Here is a 16,790-nt window from a genome sequence, read left to right as displayed (position 1 = left end):
CTCAGGTGCGGTAAACCGTCGTGCCGTCCACCTCGTCCTTGGACAGCCGGCGCAGGAGGTAAAGACCCTCCATGGCGAATTCCAGCGCGGCGGCGGCGTGCCCGGGGGACTCGTCGCCGATGCCGAGCTGGGACATGATCCTTGCCAGACCCGGAACCGGGCCGATCCTGCGCAGCAGCTCGGCCGCGGGAACCGTCACCCCCGACTCCACTTGGACGCCCTCGGAGAACTTCTCCAGCAGCGGGTTCAGGTCCGTGCCGCCGAGCGTGCCGCGGAACGTCTCGGCCACCGCCCTGCGCAGCAAGTGCGAGAGCACCTCGGTCTCCCGGCCCTCCTCGCTGACCTCGAACTCCACCTTGCCGCGCAGCGTGTGCACGATCCCCGGCAGGTCGGCGACCCTGGCCACCGCGTGGTCCTCGCCGGTCAGCGCGGCACGCCGTACGGCGGAGGCGGCCGCGGTCTCGGCGGCGGCGATGGAGAAGCGGGCCGAGACCCCCGAGCGGGCGTCCACCGCTGTGGACTCGCGGACCAGCCGGGTGAACCGGGCGATCACCTCGATCAGGTGGTCGGGCAGGTCGGCACCCACCTGGCCGAGCGCGGCCTCCTGGCGGATCAGTACCAGCTCGGTCTCGATCGACAGCGGGTAGTGGGTGCGGATCTCGGCGCCGAAGCGGTCCTTCAGCGGGGTGATGATCCGGCCGCGGTTGGTGTAGTCCTCGGGGTTGGCGCTCGCGATCAGCAGGATGTCCAGGGGCAGGCGCAGGTTGTAGCCCCTGACCTGGATGTCGCGCTCCTCCAGCACGTTGAGCAGCGACACCTGGATGCGCTCGGCCAGGTCGGGCAGCTCGTTGACGGAGAACACCCCGCGGTTGCTCCTGGGGACCAGGCCGTAGTGGACGGTCTCCGGGTCGCCGAGCGTGCGCCCTTCGGCGATCTTGATCGGGTCGATGTCGCCGATCAGGTCGCCGACGGAGGTGTCGGGGGTGGCGAGCTTCTCGCCGTATCGCTCGTCCCGGTGCTTCCAGGAGATCGGCAGCTCCTCGCCCGCTTCGTCGGCCAGGCGGCGGCAGCGGACGCACGAGGGTTCGTAGGGGTGGTCGTTGATCTCACAGCCCTCGACGACGGGGGTCCATTCGTCGAGGAGCCCGGTCACGGTGCGGATCAACCGGGTCTTGCCCTGACCCCGCTCACCGAGCAGGACCAGGTCGTGCCCGGCGAGCAACGCTCGCTCCAGGTATGGCAGGACGGTGTCGTCGAAGCCCACGATGCCGGGGAACCGCGGCTCTCCTGCCCGCAGGCGGGTCAGGAGATTCTCACGGATCTCGGCCTTTACCGTACGGTGAATATGGCCGCTCGCGCGCAGCTCGCGCAGAGTTCGTGGCTCTGGGATGTGAGGCACGGGATCGAGCCTACGTCCACAACGCCCGATCCGGCACTCTCATCCCTCTTTCGGATCTTGACGATTGCGTGGCGGTCAACGTGAGTGCTTGTCTCGGCAGTGGGGAGAATCGCTCCAAGACAAGGCATCGGACGGCTCCCCCGCCGGGGAGCCGGGACGATCTTGGAAGGGGCCGTCACGCGGGATCTCCGGAGTTCACGGTGTCTCGGCACTGAGGGACTTCACGGCTTCACGACAGGATTCACGGCAAGATCCAAGGCTCAGGGCTTCAGGGCTTCAGGGCGAGCTTCCGGTGAGACCCGGACACTCCCCGGCGAGCCACCGGACAAGGGATCATGAAGGAGAGGCGAGACGAGTGGCGCTGATGACGAGCCGTTTCGCCGACGGCCTCGCGGTGGGGTCCGATCTGGTCTCCGCGGCCGAGACCGCGGTGCGCCAAGCCCTGTCCGGCCTGTCCGGACCGGCCGACCTGCTCTGCTTCTTCATCTGCGGAGACGATCCCGACGACGTCTCCCGCGCCGGGCTGCGCGCGATGAGCATGGCACCCGGCGCCGCCGTCCTCGGGTGCAGCGCCACCGGGGTCATCGGCGACGGGCAGGGGGTCGAGGTCACCCCTGCGGTGAGCGCCTGGGCCGCCTCTCTGGGCGGGGCCCGGCTGACGACCTTCGCGCTCGACACGCTGAGGACCGACGACCGGTTCGTCGTGGTCGGCCTGCCCGACCGTGCCCCCGACGACCACGCCGCCATCCTGCTCGCCGACCCCTACAGCTTCCCCACCGACGGCTTCGTCGAGCGTTCCGAGGAGGTCATGGGCAACCTCCCCCTGATCGGCGGCCTGGCCAACGCCATCCAGGGCCGCGGGGCGGTCCGGCTGTTCGTCAACGGGGAGATCCACACCGAGGGAGCCGTCGGGGTGCTGCTCAGCGGCGCCCTCAACGTCAGCACCGTCGTCAGCCAGGGCTGCCGCCCGATCGGCCCGACGATGGCCGTCACCTCCGCCGAGGACAACCTCCTGCTCGAACTCGCCGGACAGCCCGCCCTGGCGCGGCTGGAGGAGATCGTCAGCGCCCTGGACGAGGACGACCGCGACCTGGTCGCCTCGGGGCTGCAGATCGGCATCGCCATGGACGAGTACGCCGAGAAGCACGAGCACGGCGACTTCCTGATCCGGGGCGTGCTCGGCATCGACCCCGAGCGGGAGGCGGTGGCCATCGGTGACGTCGTGGAGATCGGCCGTACCGTCCGCTTCCAGGTCCGCGACGCCGCCACCGCCGACGAGGACCTGTACGAGCTGCTAGACGCGCACCGCGAGGAGTTCGGCCGGGTGGACGGCGCCCTGCTGTTCTCCTGCAACGGCCGGGGCTCGGCCATGTTCGGCAGCGCCGACCACGACGCCGTCGCCGTCCGCGACACCCTGGGCCCCATCGGGGTGGCCGGGTTCTTCGCCGCCGGAGAGGTGGGCCCCGTGGGCGGCCACAACCACGTCCACGGCTTCACCGCCTCCGTCCTGGTCTTCTCCTCCCATCAGCCGGCCGGCAGCTCGTGACGTCCGCGGGAACCGGTGGTGTTCAGTCGCGAAGAGCCTGGATGAGCGCGGCTCTCACCCGCCCCATGCAGTCGTCCGGATCAGGAAGGACCGCCAACTGGTGGGCGAGATCAACCTCCCACGAGCTTGCCGTGCCGGAAGGAACCGAGGCGAACATGCGGATTGACGGGGCCCATCCAATGACACGCCGTGCCAGCGCGATCGCTTCGGCGTCGATCATTCCTCGGTCCGCCAGCTCTGCGAGATCGGCAAGGTCACGTGGCGCGAACCGATTCAGGTAAGCGGACATCTTCATCGCCGCGAAAGCCGTCGCTGTGGGAACGGTCATGGATATGGGTGACAGATCCTTGTAGCGCATGAGAATCGAACGCTTTTCGGTAGGCCACAAGCCACGGTCATAGTCGAGTTCGGCGACCTGAACCTTGAGCTGGAGGGCTCCTTCGGCGTGAAGTAGCGCGGCAGCGGGTTCTTTTGCCTTGCACGGGGAAACGGTCCAGGTGACAATGCCGAACTCGCGTCGCAGAGCACGAGGAAGATGAGTCTCGATGACCTGATTCCACCGGCCGCGAGGGCATGCCAGCAGATCGACGTCTTCCGAAAGCCTGAACGTGTCGAGATATGTCCGGGCGAGCGCGGTACCGCCGTAGAAGACCAGCCCTGGTTCTTCTATACGGGCCAGGTGCGAGAGAACGTGGCTGATCAAGTGATCGCGCCGAATCTGCTCGTCGGTGGCGTCGAAAACCTTGCTCCAGTGACGGATCTCGGCACTAGTGATCATCGAGGGCGACTCCCAGCCGGTTCGCGTTCCCGATCGGGCCGGTGAGGCCGGCTGACAAAACCGGCCTGGCGTAACGCCATTCCGCTGGGATGGGGTCCATGACCTGGGATGCTAGCCAGCGAGCGCGGATGTAGGCGGAGTGTTTACGTTGTTCGCGGGCCAGATCGAGGACGGCATCCCAGTCGGCTCGCATAATCAGGGACAAAATCGCCTCGCTGATCTGCCGGGGTGTCGTGCCTCCCAACCCAGGGCGATCCGCCAGGTCGACGAGGGTTTGCTCGACGGTGGTGACGTATCCGTCGACCAATTCGGTTTGAGCGCGCTGTACGTCCAGCGTCGCGACTCGCCTGCGGACGAATTCGATGTGTCCGAAAGCCGTGCTCAATGACGGCCGCTGCCTGGGAACCGCCACGACGCAGGTGCCGAGCGCGCGTGGGATCGCTCCCAGGACACGGGCCGCCGAGATGCCTGCCAGAGCGGTTTCTTCGGCCCCATAGTCGACGGCTGCGACGGCCATGCCCACTGCCTCGATGCTCGGGCGCCAGCGCTCATCAGTGATACGTGAGGGAGGAGCCACGATGTAGTAGCCGTGACTGAGTGGACGGAGCGCGCCGAGGCCTACCAGTCGCCTCGCCTCCTTGGCGGGCTGCGAGTATCGGTCGGCGAGGTCGCGCGGCCGGATGACTCCAGTTCCCCGCTCGTAGAGCTCGGGAGGAATCGTCACCGATTGCTTCACGACTATTACAGTAATACCCTGGCAGGTAATTTTCGTAATACTGATGTATGGCTTCGCTCTTGATGTGTGTCTCAGCGAGACGCTGGCTCTGGTTCTCGTCCCGCAGGTGCCCGACCTCCGCCTCGAAACGCTCGGGCCCACCCGCGGTCTCGATCGCCCGCTCCAGGTGGCCGCTCTCACGTCACCCGCGATGGTTGCTCATCGGGTCGTCTCCTTCTCTCGGATCTCGGTACGGCCGGCTCCGTGGTGCCGATCATCCGCGTCCGCAGCCCGCCGAGGACCAGCGCGAGGGACTCGCGGGCCGAGGGCACGGCGCGCCCCGGCTCGGCGGTGGCGAGCAGGGTCGCGACGAGCTCGTCTCCATGCCCCTTCCGGTAGGAGCGGGGATAGGCCCCCAGCAACCACCGGTACCACCACTCCAGGGTTCCCGTACCGGTGCGCCGGCCCGAGGCGGCGACGGTCACGAGAACGCCGATCCCGGGTGGAGGATCCGCGCCGTCACCACCGAGGCGGCCTGCCGCATCCGCAGAGCCTCGGCGCCGACCAGGGTGTGGCCCTGGTCGGTGAGGACGAAGTATCTCCTCGGACGTCCCTCGACCACCTCCTCCCGGCTCGCGGGCGCGCACGCCGTACGATGATCCGCATGTCAGACCCTCAGGTGGCCTATGACGACGTGGTCGCCGCGCGTGAGCTGCTGGCCGACGTCGCCCTGCGCACCCCGCTGCTCCACTCCCACGTGCTCTCCGAGATCATCGGCGGGCCCGTCCACCTCAAGTGCGAGAACCTGCAGCGCTCGGGTTCTTTCAAAATCCGAGGGGCGTACGTCAGGATCGCCGGGCTGACGGGGGAAGAGCGGCGGCGCGGAGTGGTCGCGGCCAGCGCGGGCAACCACGCGCAGGGGGTCGCGCTCGCGTCGGGGCTGGTCGGCACCGGGGCGACGGTCTACATGCCGCAGGGGGCGCCGCTGCCCAAGGTGGCCGCGACCCGGTCGTACGGTGCCGAGGTGCTCTTCGCGGGTGACACCGTGGACGTCGCGCTGGAGCGGGCGAGGGAGCACGCGAACCGGACCGGGGCCGTGTTCATCCACCCCTTCGACCATCCCGACGTCATCGCCGGGCAGGGCACGATCGGACTGGAGATCGTGGACCAACTGCCCGAGGTCGGCACGATCGTGATGTCGCTGGGCGGGGGCGGGCTGGCGGCCGGGGTGGCGCTCGCGGTCAAGTCGCTGCGGCCGGGCGTGCGGATCGTCGGGGTTCAGGCGGAGAGGGCCGCCGCCTACCCGGCGTCGCTGGCCGTCGGGCACCCGGTCGAGGTCAGGCCCGCCTCGACGATGGCCGACGGCATCGCGGTGGGCCGCCCGGGTGAGCTGCCCTTCGAGCTGATCCACTATCTGGTCGACAGCGTCGTCACCGTCACCGAGAGCCAGATCTCCCAGGCACTGGTGCTCTGCCTCGAACGCGCCAAGCAGGTCGTCGAGCCCGCGGGCGTGGCCGGGGTCGCCGCGATCCTGGCCCACCCGCACGTCTTCGAGCCCCCCGTGGTGGCCGTGCTCTCCGGGGGCAACATCGACCCGCTGCTGCTGGCCAAGGTCCTCCGGCACGGCCTGGCCGCCGCCGGGCGCTATCTCACCCTAAGGGTGCCGCTCTCCGACCGGCCGGGCGCGCTGGCGACGCTGCTGGCGCGGCTGGCGGAACTCGGCGCGAACGTGCTCGACATCGTGCACGAGCGGCTGGGCATGCACCTGGGGGAGGTCGAGGTCCAGCTCCAGCTGGAGACCAAGGGGCCGGTGCACTCCGAGGAGGTGCTGGGCTCCCTGCGCGTCGAGGGATACAAGATCATCGTCACGTGAGCCGCCCGGCCGGGCCGCAGGGGCTCCTCACCAGGTGGTCGGCTTCTTCGCGGTGAACAGCCAGGCGTCGAAGAGGGGGCCGAGCTTCCTGCCGGAGATCTTCTCGGCCATCGCGACGAATTCCGGGGTCGTGACGTTCCCGTACCTGTGCGTGGTGCTCCACTCCTTCAGGAGCTTGAAGAACGCCGGGTCGCCGATCCGCTGCCTGAGCGCGTGCAGCGTCATGCCGCCCCGGGTGTAGACGGAGTTGTTGAACAGGTCATCCGGCCTGGCCTGGCCTGGGGCGTAGCTCCAGATCGGGTCGTCGGTCCCCGCGCTGTAGTGCCTGCGGAAGAGCTGCTCGGCGGTGGCCTGGCCGTCGTGCTCCGACCAGAGCCACTCGGCGTAGGTCGCGAAGCCCTCGTTGAGCCACAGGTCCTTCCACCGGGTGATGCTGAGGCTGTCGCCGAACCACTGGTGGGCCAGCTCGTGGGCGATGATGGCGTCGTCGGGGGCGAATCCGCCGTACATGGGCTTGGTCTGGTTCTCCAGCGCGTAGCCGGCGGGGAAGTCGTCGACCACGCCTCCGGTGGAGGAGAAGGGGTAGGGGCCGAAGACCGTGCTCCAGTAGTCGGTGACCCTTCCCGAGACGTCGTACAGCTTGCGCAGCGAGCCGCGGAACCTCGGGTCGACGGCCGCGACGTTCTTCAGGCCTCCGGGGGTCCTGCCCTGCAGCATCTCGAATTTGCCCAGCGTCATGGTGGCGAGGTAACTGGCCATCGGGTGGCTCTCCCGCCACCGGAACGTCGTCCTGCCGCCGGCGGTCTTCGGCGCGCCGACGAGCTCGCCGTTGGCCAGCGCGGTCAGCCCCGCGGGCACGGTGACCTCGAAGTCGTAGCTCGCCTTGTCCGAAGGGTGGTCGTTGCCGGGGAACCAGGTCTTGGCGCCGTTGGGCTGGCACGTGACGAACGCGCCGTCCTTGGTCGGGATGAAGCCGTACGTGCCCAGGTTGGAGGAGCCCCTGACCGGTTTGGGCTCGCCGGCGTACGCGACCTCGACCGTGAACGCCGCGGTCTTCGGGATGGACGCGGCCGGGGTGACGCTCAGCTCGGTCCCGGCCCTGTCGAATCTCGCGGGCCTGCCGTCCACGGTGATCCGGCTGACGGTGAAACCGGAGAGGTCGAGGTTGAAGCTCGCCAGGTTCTGGGTGGCCCGCGCCGAGATCCGGGCCACTCCCGACAGGTGCTTGGACGCCGGTTCGTAGCCCAGCTTGAGCCCGTAGTGGCCGACGTCGTAGCCGCCGTTGCCGTCGGTGGGGAAGTCGGAGTCGCCGATTCCCGGGGCGCCGGGGGTGGCCTCGTGGCCGGTGACGATGTCGGAGGCGGAGGCGACCGGCTTCAGGGGGCTCACGGCGGAGGCGTCCGATCTCACGGGGCTCACCGAGGGGATGCTCGCCCCGTTCGAGGCCGAGCAGGCGACCGCGCCGATGGTCCCGAGCGTGCTGAGAAGAGCGGCGGTCGCCGTGGTGGCCAGCCGTTTGGACGCCATACGTTAAAGCCCCTTTCCCGGCCGGACGGCCGAGCCCGTGGAATGGCACACTACGCGACTGACCTGCGCCGATCAGGCGTCTATGACAAGCGTCCTGGCCGCGATGTCGTGTACGGCCTGCTTGCGCGACTGGAAAAGGATGAAAGCCACATCTATCCAGCCCAGGCAGCAGGTGGAGTACATCAGCCAGGAGACCAGCTCGCGGAGCGCGACCTGCCCGACACCGGCTTTGTGCCCGCTGGTGTCCGCCACGCGCAGCCGGAAGATCTTCTTGCCGAGCGTCTGACCGTTCCAGAAGGCAGTCAGCAGCCAGTAGTAGAGGAAGCCGATCACCGCCACCAGGAGAGTCTCCGCGTAGGGTACCTGCACCGACAGACCACTCTCCGCGCCCGTGACGGTGGTGACGGTCCGGTAGGTGAAGGGCGAGGAGAGGACTCCGACGATGAGAAGGTCGAGGATTCCCGCGAAGAGGCGGCGCCAGCGTCCGCCCAGCCTGATGGCGCCCGGCCAGGGGAAACCGCCGGAGGATTCTTTCGCGGACGGGTGACCGAAGACGGGATCGGGGCCTCCCTGCCCGCGGCCGGGAAAAGGACCGGAGCCGGGGACGTGGGAAGAACCGGAGGAAGGGCCGTGGGAGGAGCCCGGCCGGTGACCTGGAGAGGGGCCGGGGCCGGGTTCGTGGCCGGCGCCTGGGCCTGGGCCCTCGTGACCCGGGCCGGGGGGTGCGGGATCGGACCACGGGTCCGATCCCCGGTCGTCCGGCGGTGGCGGTGCTGATCCCATCCAGGGGTGATCACCACAAGAGCGCCACGGCAAAGCCAAGGACGGTTACGGGTTGCCCCCGAGCCGTGGCCCCCGGCGGCCCCGGGGGGCGGGTCGCCGGGGGCCACGGCCCGGGACGTGGGTCGCCGGCGGTCCCGAGGTGTGGGTCGCCGGCGGCCCGGTCAGTCCGAGCGGCCCTCGGTCACAGGTTGCCCCGCAGGTCCTGCTCGCGCTCGATCGCCTCGAAGAGCGCCTTGAAGTTGCCCTTGCCGAAGCCGAGCGAGCCGTGCCGCTCGATCAGCTCGAAGAACACCGTCGGGCGGTCCTGCACCGGCTTGGTGAAGATCTGCAGCAGGTAGCCGTCCTCGTCCCTGTCGACCAGGATCCCGCGCTTCTTCAGCTCCTCGATCGGCGCGCGGACCTCGCCGATGCGGGCGCGCAGCTCGGGGTCGTCGTAGTAGGAGGCGGGGGTGTTCAGGAAGCTCACACCGGCCGCGCGCATGTGGTCGACGGTGGTGAGGATGTCGTTGGTGGCCAGCGCGATGTGCTGCACGCCGGGGCCGCCGTAGAACTCCAGATACTCGTCGATCTGCGACTTCTTCTTGGAGATCGCCGGCTCGTTGAGCGGGAACTTCACCTTGCGGGTGCCGTCCGCGACCACCTTGGACATCAGCGCCGAGTACTCGGTGGCGATGTCGTCGCCGATGAACTCCGCCATGTTGGTGAAGCCCATGACCCGCTTGTAGAACTCCACCCACTCGTCCATCTTGCCGAGCTCCACGTTGCCGACGCAGTGGTCGACGGCCTGGAACAGACGGCCGTTGCGCACGTCAGGGGCCGCCACCAGAGGCTCCGCCGCGACGTAGCCGGGCAGGTACGGGCCGCTGTAGTTGGACCTGTCGACCAGGGTGTGCCGGGTCTCGCCGTAGGTCGCGATCGCCGCCGACACGACCTTGCCGTGGTCGTCCTCCACCACGTGCGGCTCCACGAGACCCCGCGCGCCCTGGGCGAGCGCGTGGGCGTAGGCGGCCTCCACGTCGGGGACCTCGATGGCGAGGTCGATCACGCCGTCACCGTGCTCGGCGACGTGGCGGGCCACCCCGGTGCCGGGACGCACCGCCCCCCGGAACTCGAACCTGGCCGAGCCCGAGGTGAGGACGTACGCCACCTCGTCGCGGCTGCCGTTCTCCGGACCCCGGTAGGCCACCAGCCGCATGCCGAAAGCGCTGGAGTAGTAGTGGGCGGCCTGCTTGGCGTTGCCCACAGCGAAGACCACGCAGTCCATACCGTTCACAGGAAAGATGTCGCTCATGCGAATACTGTCTGTTTTTATGGGCTGTTTGTGCAACACTGTCTTCAAGTACTGCGCAAACTGCACACCTACTCGCCGGTCACCGCGGAGTATCTGTACATCATGACGATCGACCAGCTTGACGCCCGGCTCATCGCCCTGCTGGCGGCGGAGCCCCGGCTCGGGGTGCTGGAGTGCTCGCGGCGGCTCGGCGTGGCCAGGGGGACCGTGCAGGCACGCCTCGACAGGCTGACCGCCCGCGGGGTGGTCACCGGGTTCGGCCCGGACATCGCCCCCGCGGCGCTCGGCTACGACGTGACCGCGTTCGTGACCCTGCAGATCCGCCAGGTCAGCGGGCACGATCCGGTCGCCGACCAGCTCGCCGCCATTCCCGAGGTGCTGGAGGTGCACACGATCACCGGCGGCGACGACATGCACTGCCGGGTGGTGGCGCGCAGCAATGCCGACCTGCAGCGGGTAATTGACCTGATCGTTGATGTCCGGGGCGTGGTCAGGACCTCTTCGGTGATCGCCTTGGACACCCCTGTGCCATACCGTGTTCTGCCTTTGGTGGCCGATGTCCCGCGCAAGGGGAAGGGCTAGCCGTACCATGCCAAGCAGGGGCCAGACACCGTTATCCATCGTTTACCCTTAACGGTCCGCAACCGTCGGGGGTCAGCGGCGGGTCCTATCGGGGGGTCACGCGTGTTAAAAGGCGGGACGGGCAGTCCCAGGAGGAAGCTCCTGAGGATCACACTCGTCGTCTTCGGCGTCGGGCTGATCTCGGCGATCGGCCTGCTCGGGGTGGTGTGGGCGATCACCCCCATTCCCGACAGCACGCAGCCGAGGGCCACCGCGCAGGGGTCGGTGATCTACTACCGCGACGGCAGGACCGTGCTGGCCAGACAGGGCGTCAACCGCAAGAGCGTGGCCCTCGACAAGGTGCCGCAGAGCCTGCGGAATGCGGTCATCGCCGCGGAGAACCGCTCCTTCTACGAGGACCAGGGCGTCTCCCTCTCGGGCACCTTCCGCGCCATGTGGTCCACGGTCAGCGGCCAGCAGCTCCAGGGCGGCTCCACGATCACCCAGCAGATGGTCCGCAACTACTACAGCGGCCTCAGCCAGGAACGTTCCATAATCAGGAAGCTCAAGGAGGTCATGATCTCCTTGAAGGTGGACCAGTCGAAGTCGAAGGACTGGGTGCTGGAGCAGTATCTCAACACGATCTACTTCGGCCGGGGCGCCGACGGGGTCCAGGCGGCGGCCGGAGCCTACTTCGGCAAGGACGTCAGCAAGCTCACCCTCGCCCAGGGCGCCTACCTGGCCGCGGTGATCCAGCAGCCCTCCAGGTTCGCCGACCCGCAGGGCCCCGACCTCTACGCGGCCAGGGACCGCTGGAGGTCGGTGATCGACGGGATGGTGGCCACCGGGGCCATCACCTCCCAGGAGGCCGCCAAGGTGACCTTCCCCGCCCTCCGCAAGCCCAGGGCGATCTTCGCGCCCAAGGGGCAGGAGGGCTACATGCTCGACCAGGTGACGGCCGAGCTCAAGAGCAGGGGCTACACCGACGAGGTCATCAACCAGGGCGGGCTGAAGATCGTCTCGACCTTCGACAAGAACCTGATGGCCGCCGCCGAGCGCGCCGTCACCTCGGTCCTGCCGGACGACACCCCCAAGAAGGTCCGCACCGGGCTGGCCGCCGTCGACCCCGCCACCGGTGAGGTCGTGGCCTTCTACGGCGGGCGCAGCTACACCGCCAACAAGTTCGACAACTCCTTCTCGGCCAAGGTGCAGGCCGGATCGACGTTCAAGGCCTACACGCTGGCCGCGGCCCTGGACAACGGCTTCGGCCTCGACACCAGGGTCAACGGCAACTCGCCGCTCCGGATCGCCTCCGCCGACATCCCCAACTCCGGCGGCTACTCCTACGGCGAGGTCAACCTCGTGAAGGCGACCCAGAGCTCGGTGAACACCGCGTTCGTCGACCTCGCCCAGAAAGTCGGCCTGAACAAGGTCGTCAAGGTCGCCGAGCAGGCCGGGATCCCCGCCGAGCAGCTCGACCCGCACCGGGGCGCCGCCACGCTCCCGCTCGGCGTGGCGTCGGTGAGCGCCGTCCAGAACGCCTCCGGCTTCGCCTCCTTCGCCGCCGAGGGCGTCCACCGCGAGGCTCACGTGATCCGCTCGGTCACCGACGCCGAGGGCAAGGTCGTCAAGAGCTCCACCAAGGGCAAGCGCGCCTTCGGCGAGCAGGCCGCCATCGACGCCACCTACGCGCTGACCCAGGTCGTCGAGGCGGGCACCGGCTCCGCGGCCCGCCTCTACGACCGTCCCGTGGCGGGCAAGACGGGCACCACCGACGAGTCGGCGGCCGTCTGGTTCGCCGGGTTCACTCCGCAGCTGGCCGTGGCGGTCGACATGTTCCGCGACGACAACAAGCCGGTGACGGTGAACGGCAGCGCCCTGTACGGCGGTTCCTACCCCGCGCAGATCTGGCGTGCCTTCATGACCGAGGCGATGGAGGGCAAGCCGGTCAAGGAGTTCAAGGAGCCGTCCAACTACGGCTACTCCGGCTCGTACGGCGGCTACGGCCCCGACGACGAGTACGGCGACCAGCAGGGCGACGGCCTGGACCGGAGCACGCCCGGCCCCGGCGAGACGGGCACCCCCGGCCCCGACCAGAGCGCCACCCCCGACCAGGAGACCCCGGGGCCCGACCAGCCCCCGACCCCCGAGGACACCGGCGAGGGACCGGGCGGTCCCGGCGACGGCCCCGGGCCCGGCCGGGGTGACGACCCGGACGGGCGTGGCGGCGAGGGCGGCGACGGGAGCGGTGACGACTTCGGCCTCGACGGTCTGGGCCACCGGCTCGGCGACCCCATCCAGGACAACTGACGAGACCCAGGGCGACCGGCGAGGGGCCGGGCGCGGTCACGCGGGCGGCGACCTGCCCGGCGACCCCGTCCAGGGCGGCGGCCCCCGGCGTCCAGGACGACGGACCCCTGCCGCTCCGGCGGTCCCCGCCCGGTTCCGACGGCCACCCGGTTTGTTACGCTCCGCTCGCCAGCTCGGCTCGCAGGGCCGCCGGGGTGGTGACGGGCATCCTGCAGGTGAAGCCACGGCACACGTAGGCCGCGGGCTCGCCGCCCACCAGGCCCCTGCCGGCCAGGAGCGGGACCTCCCCGGCACCGGCATCGGAACCAGCACCGGCACCGGCGTCGGCACCGGCGGAACCGGGCTCGCCGAGCGCCAGGACCAGACCGGGCAGGGATGACAGCAGGGCCGTCCTGTGCAGGGCCGCCGTCGCCGGATCGCCCGCCGGGCCCACGATCGCGACCTCGATCGGACCGGACAGCGCCGCCTGGGCCGCGGCCAGCCCCCACCCGGCGAACCGCGCGTGCTTGTCGGCCAGCACGGTGACCGTGCCCAGGGCCGCCTCGGCCGCCTCCCGGTGCCGGGCCGAGCCGGTCAGCGCGGCGTACGAGAGCAGCGCGCCCGCGGCGGCGAACTGGCCGGACGGGGTGGCGTTGTCGGTCGCGTCCCGTGGGCGCTGGAAGAGCCGCTCCGCGTCGTCGGCGGTGTCGTAGAACCCGCCGGAGCCGTCGGAGAACCGCGCCAGGACGGCGTCGAGCAGCGCCTCGGCCCGCCGGAACCAGCGGACCTCCCCGGTCACCCCGTACAGGGCGAGCAGGCCCTCGGCGAGGTCGCCGTAGTCCTCCAGGACTCCGGCGTTGGTCCCCGCCCTGCCGTCGCGGGAGGTGCGCAGCAGCCGGTCGCCGTCCAGGTGGAGCTCGTCGACCAGCACGGCCGCCTCGCGGGCCGCCGCGACGAGGTCCGGCCGCTCGAACAGGGCACCGGTCTCCGCGAGGGCGGCGATGGCCAGGCCGTTCCAGGCGGCCACCACCTTGTCGTCCCGTCCCGGCCGTACCCGGCGGGCCCGCGCGGCCAGCAGCGCGGAGCGGACCCGGGCGAACCGCTCGGCGTCGCCGGGGTCGGGGTCGGCGAGGAGCTGCAGCACCGAGGTGCCGTGCTCGAACGTCCCGGTCACCTCGAACAGCTCGATCGCCCAGAGCCCGTCCTCCTCGCCGAGGACCTCGCGGATCTCCTCACCGGTCCAGGCGTAGAACTTGCCTTCCACGCCCTCGCTGTCGGCGTCCAGGGCGGAGGCGAAGCCCCCCTCGGGGGTGCGCATCTCGGCCAGCAGCCAGTCGGCCGTCTCCAGCGCCACCCTCCTGCCCAGGGCGGAGCCGGTGGAGCGCCACCAGTGTGTGTAGACCCGCAGGAGCAGGGCGTTGTCGTAGAGCATCTTCTCGAAGTGCGGGACCACCCACTCGGCGTCCACGCTGTAGCGGGCGAACCCCCCGCCGAGCTGGTCGTAGATGCCGCCCCGCGCCATGGCCTCCAGCGTCCGCCCGGCCATGGACGTCGCCGCGTCGGCGGTCGCCCGCCGCTCCCCGTCCCCCATGTCCCGCGTGGTCCCGGTGGCCGCCGCGCCGTAGCGCAGCAGGAACTCCAGGGCCATCGACGGCGGGAACTTGGGTGCTCCGCCGAAGCCGCCGCGGACCGCGTCGAAGGACTCGGCCAGGCTGTGCACGGCCCGGGTGAGCGTGTCCGGCGTGGGCAGCGGCCCGGACGGCAGCGCCGACCGCTCGTTCAGCGCCTCCACGATCTTCGAGCCCTGCTCCAGCACAGCCTCCCGCTCTTCGGTCCAGGCGCTCGACACCCCGGCCAGCAGCCGCTGGAACTGCTGCCTGGGGAAGTAGGTGCCGGTGTAGAAGGGGTGGCCCTCCGGGGTGGCGAAGACCGTCATCGGCCACCCGCCCTGACCGGTCATGGCCTGGGTGGCCGCCATGTACACCGCGTCGACGTCCGGCCGCTCCTCGCGGTCGACCTTCACGTTGACGAAGCGCTCGTTCATCAGCGTGGCCGTGGCCCGGTCCTCGAAGGACTCGTGGGCCATCACGTGGCACCAGTGGCACGCCGAGTAGCCGACGCTGATCAGCAGCGGCACGTTCCGCCGGACGGCCTCGGCGAACGCCTCCTCGCCCCATTCGAACCAGTCGACGGGGTTGTCCGCGTGCTGCAGCAGATAGGGGCTCGTCGCGTCCTTCAAGCGGTTCATAACGACCTTTCCTGCGTACGCGGTGCGTGCGTCCTCCTCGCGAGGTGCGCGGAGATCGCGCGTCGCGGTTGTACCCACACGATCCTTCTCACACTAAACCGGGAGAGGGACGAGGCCGCGAGCATGGGCGGGCGGCCGAAATTTTAGGCCGCGGATGGCGTGCGCGGGTGCGTCGCTCCCGTACGCCCGCCGTTGGCTCTGGTGGGGTTTGCGGGGGACCCCCGGGGTGCCCCTCTCCTCGGCGGGCGGCACGCGGCTCCGGACCGGCCTGACCCGTACGTGAGGCGGACAGGACTGGCCGGACGCGAGCCGGGAACAAGGGGGCCGTGATGGTGAACAGGTCGGCTGTGCGGAGCGGCGCCGGGCGGATCGCCGCGCCGGGAACGATTCTGGGCATCGGGCTTGGAGGGTTCGTCGACGGCATCCTGCTGCACCAGATCCTGCAGTGGCACCACATGCTGACCAGCACGAACACCGACAACATCGGGGTGAGGTACTACCCGGCGGACACCGTTCCCGGGCTGCGGATGAACACGCTGTGGGACGGGCTGTTCCACGCGTTCACCTGGCTGGCGGTGCTGATCGGCCTCGGCCTGCTGTACTCGCGGGTCCTGCACTCCCGCGGCCGGGTGTGGAGATCGCGGGAGCTGTGGGGCTGGATCCTCGTCGGATGGGGGGCGTTCAACCTGGTGGAGGGCATCATCGATCACCATCTGCTGGGCATCCACCACGTGCGGACCGGCCCGTACCAGACTTGGTGGGATCTGGGATTCCTGCTCCTGGGCGCGGCGCTGGTGGCCGGCGGGTGGCTGCTGCGGCGTGGCGGCGGCCCGGTCGAGCTGTGCGACGAGGGCGGGCGCGCCCCCGCCGCGCCGACGTCATGATCGTCCTGGCGCCCGGGGCCTACGAGGCCCACGAGGTCCACGAGCACGGCGGCGGCCTGGCGGCGGCGCTGCCGCCGGTGGTCCTGGCCGTGGTGGCGGGCGGGTACGTGCTGCTGGCGGCGCGGCGCGGTCGCGAGCCCAGAGGCTGGAGCCGGTGGCGGACAGCGGGTTTCCTCGCGGGCGTCACGCTGGTCGCCGCCGCCGTGACCGGGCCCGTCGCCGTGTTCGCCGAGACGGACTTCCGCGGGCACATGCTGCAGCACCTGCTGATCGGGATGCTGGCGCCGCTGGGCCTGGTGCTCGGCGCCCCGGTGACGTTGCTGCTGCGCTCGCTGCCGCCGGTCCACGGACGGCGCCTCGTCGCCGTGCTGCGCTGCCGGGCGATGCACCTGGTGGCCGACCCGTGGATCGCGCTGCTGCTCAGCGTGGGCGCCATGGTGGCGCTGTACTGCACCCCGCTGTATCGGATCACCTCCACCGGCGCGCTGCCGCACCACCTGGTGCACGTGCACTTCCTGCTGTCCGGATGCCTGTTCGCCTGGGTGATCGCCGGTCCCGACCCGGCGCCGCGGCGCCCGCCGGTCCCCCTGCGGCTGGTCGTGCTGGGGGTGGCCATCGCCGTACACGCCACGTTGTCGCAGCTGATGTACGCCGGGCTCGTCGTCGACGTGCCGGTGCCGGTCGCGCAGCTGCGCGGAGCCGCGGAGATCATGTACTACGGCGGCGACATCGCCGAGCTGCTGCTGGCTTTCGCGCTGGTGAGCACCTGGCGCCCCGTCCGGACCACCGCCGCGCGCCGGACGCACGCTCCGGCCGCCGCGTCCGGCGTCTCCTGACCTCTCCCGTGGCTCCCCCGGACGGGCGCGGTGCCTCGGGTGCGCGAGAGTGACACCGGG

15 protein-coding genes are annotated in these 16,790 nt (G+C 70.2%); 6 read left to right on the top strand and 9 right to left on the bottom strand.

Annotation, left to right across the window (positions count from 1 at the left end; translation table 11 throughout):
- Window position 1 precedes the first annotated feature (1 nt).
- A complete protein-coding gene (locus tag ACTOQ2_RS17855; RefSeq protein ID WP_440100644.1) occupies window positions 2-1,399 on the bottom strand; it encodes a sigma 54-interacting transcriptional regulator in 1,398 nt (465 codons plus the stop codon).
- A 364-nt stretch (window positions 1,400-1,763) separates the two neighbouring features.
- Between ACTOQ2_RS17855 and ACTOQ2_RS17850 the strand changes: the two genes are divergently transcribed.
- A complete protein-coding gene (locus ACTOQ2_RS17850; RefSeq protein ID WP_440100709.1) occupies window positions 1,764-2,945 on the top strand; it encodes an FIST signal transduction protein in 1,182 nt (393 codons plus the stop codon).
- A 22-nt stretch (window positions 2,946-2,967) separates the two neighbouring features.
- On the opposite strand, the gene ACTOQ2_RS17845 is transcribed toward ACTOQ2_RS17850, so the two are convergent.
- The 4 genes from ACTOQ2_RS17845 to ACTOQ2_RS17830 form a co-directional block, all read right to left on the bottom strand.
- Window positions 2,968-3,723 carry a nucleotidyl transferase AbiEii/AbiGii toxin family protein gene (locus tag ACTOQ2_RS17845; protein WP_440100643.1) on the bottom strand — a complete coding sequence of 252 codons (756 nt, stop codon included), beginning with the start codon at window positions 3,721-3,723 and terminating at the stop codon, window positions 2,968-2,970.
- Complete coding sequence (locus ACTOQ2_RS17840) at window positions 3,713-4,459, bottom strand: type IV toxin-antitoxin system AbiEi family antitoxin domain-containing protein (protein WP_440100642.1); 747 nt, start codon at window positions 4,457-4,459, stop codon at window positions 3,713-3,715. The genes ACTOQ2_RS17845 and ACTOQ2_RS17840 overlap by 11 nt, the downstream gene beginning before the upstream one ends.
- Before the next feature lie 176 nt (window positions 4,460-4,635).
- Window positions 4,636-4,923, bottom strand: a complete 288-nt coding sequence (locus ACTOQ2_RS17835) for a hypothetical protein (protein WP_440100641.1) — start codon at window positions 4,921-4,923, stop codon at window positions 4,636-4,638.
- Window positions 4,920-5,060 (bottom strand): hypothetical protein, encoded by a 141-nt coding sequence (locus tag ACTOQ2_RS17830; RefSeq protein ID WP_440100640.1) that lies wholly within the window; start codon window positions 5,058-5,060, stop codon window positions 4,920-4,922. The genes ACTOQ2_RS17835 and ACTOQ2_RS17830 overlap by 4 nt, the downstream gene beginning before the upstream one ends.
- 42 nt (window positions 5,061-5,102) lie before the next feature.
- Between ACTOQ2_RS17830 and ilvA the strand changes: the two genes are divergently transcribed.
- Complete coding sequence (gene ilvA / locus ACTOQ2_RS17825) at window positions 5,103-6,311, top strand: threonine ammonia-lyase (RefSeq protein ID WP_440068259.1); 1,209 nt, start codon at window positions 5,103-5,105, stop codon at window positions 6,309-6,311.
- Between the two features lie 27 nt (window positions 6,312-6,338).
- Here ilvA and ACTOQ2_RS17820 read toward each other — a convergent pair whose 3' ends face one another.
- The 3 genes from ACTOQ2_RS17820 to hppD all read right to left on the bottom strand — a co-directional run bounded on the left by ACTOQ2_RS17820 (window position 6,339) and on the right by hppD (window position 9,912).
- On the bottom strand, window positions 6,339-7,838 hold the full coding sequence (locus tag ACTOQ2_RS17820) for a M1 family metallopeptidase (RefSeq protein WP_440100639.1): 1,500 nt from the start codon (window positions 7,836-7,838) through the stop codon (window positions 6,339-6,341).
- A 72-nt stretch (window positions 7,839-7,910) separates the two neighbouring features.
- On the bottom strand, window positions 7,911-8,621 hold the full coding sequence (locus ACTOQ2_RS17815) for an RDD family protein (RefSeq protein ID WP_440100638.1): 711 nt from the start codon (window positions 8,619-8,621) through the stop codon (window positions 7,911-7,913).
- A gap of 181 nt (window positions 8,622-8,802) precedes the next feature.
- A complete protein-coding gene (gene hppD / locus ACTOQ2_RS17810) occupies window positions 8,803-9,912 on the bottom strand; it encodes a 4-hydroxyphenylpyruvate dioxygenase (RefSeq protein ID WP_440068264.1) in 1,110 nt (369 codons plus the stop codon).
- A 102-nt stretch (window positions 9,913-10,014) separates the two neighbouring features.
- On the opposite strand from hppD, the gene ACTOQ2_RS17805 reads away from it, so the two are divergent.
- Together ACTOQ2_RS17805 and ACTOQ2_RS17800 are read left to right on the top strand one after the other, a co-directional pair.
- A complete protein-coding gene (locus ACTOQ2_RS17805; protein WP_440068595.1) occupies window positions 10,015-10,494 on the top strand; it encodes an Lrp/AsnC family transcriptional regulator in 480 nt (159 codons plus the stop codon).
- A 102-nt stretch (window positions 10,495-10,596) separates the two neighbouring features.
- Window positions 10,597-12,783 (top strand): transglycosylase domain-containing protein, encoded by a 2,187-nt coding sequence (locus ACTOQ2_RS17800; protein ID WP_440100637.1) that lies wholly within the window; start codon window positions 10,597-10,599, stop codon window positions 12,781-12,783.
- Between the two features lie 154 nt (window positions 12,784-12,937).
- Here the strand turns inward: ACTOQ2_RS17800 and ACTOQ2_RS17795 are convergent, their stop codons facing one another.
- Window positions 12,938-15,010, bottom strand: a complete 2,073-nt coding sequence (locus ACTOQ2_RS17795; RefSeq protein ID WP_440100636.1) for a thioredoxin domain-containing protein — start codon at window positions 15,008-15,010, stop codon at window positions 12,938-12,940.
- A 329-nt stretch (window positions 15,011-15,339) separates the two neighbouring features.
- Here ACTOQ2_RS17795 and ACTOQ2_RS17790 point away from each other — a divergent pair, with 329 nt between their 5' ends.
- Window positions 15,340-15,894, top strand: coding sequence for a DUF2243 domain-containing protein (locus ACTOQ2_RS17790; protein WP_440100635.1), 555 nt, complete (start codon window positions 15,340-15,342; stop codon window positions 15,892-15,894).
- Window positions 15,891-16,730 (top strand): cytochrome c oxidase assembly protein, encoded by an 840-nt coding sequence (locus tag ACTOQ2_RS17785; protein WP_440100634.1) that lies wholly within the window; start codon window positions 15,891-15,893, stop codon window positions 16,728-16,730. Before ACTOQ2_RS17790 ends, ACTOQ2_RS17785 begins: the two co-directional genes overlap by 4 nt.
- Window positions 16,731-16,790: the final 60 nt, after the last annotated feature.

The organism is Streptosporangium sp. H16, from assembly GCF_051918855.1.
GTDB lineage: Bacteria > Actinomycetota > Actinomycetes > Streptosporangiales > Streptosporangiaceae > Streptosporangium.
The sequence above is the reverse complement of the archived record's forward strand: the minus strand, read 5'-3'. Positions and strand labels throughout refer to the sequence as shown.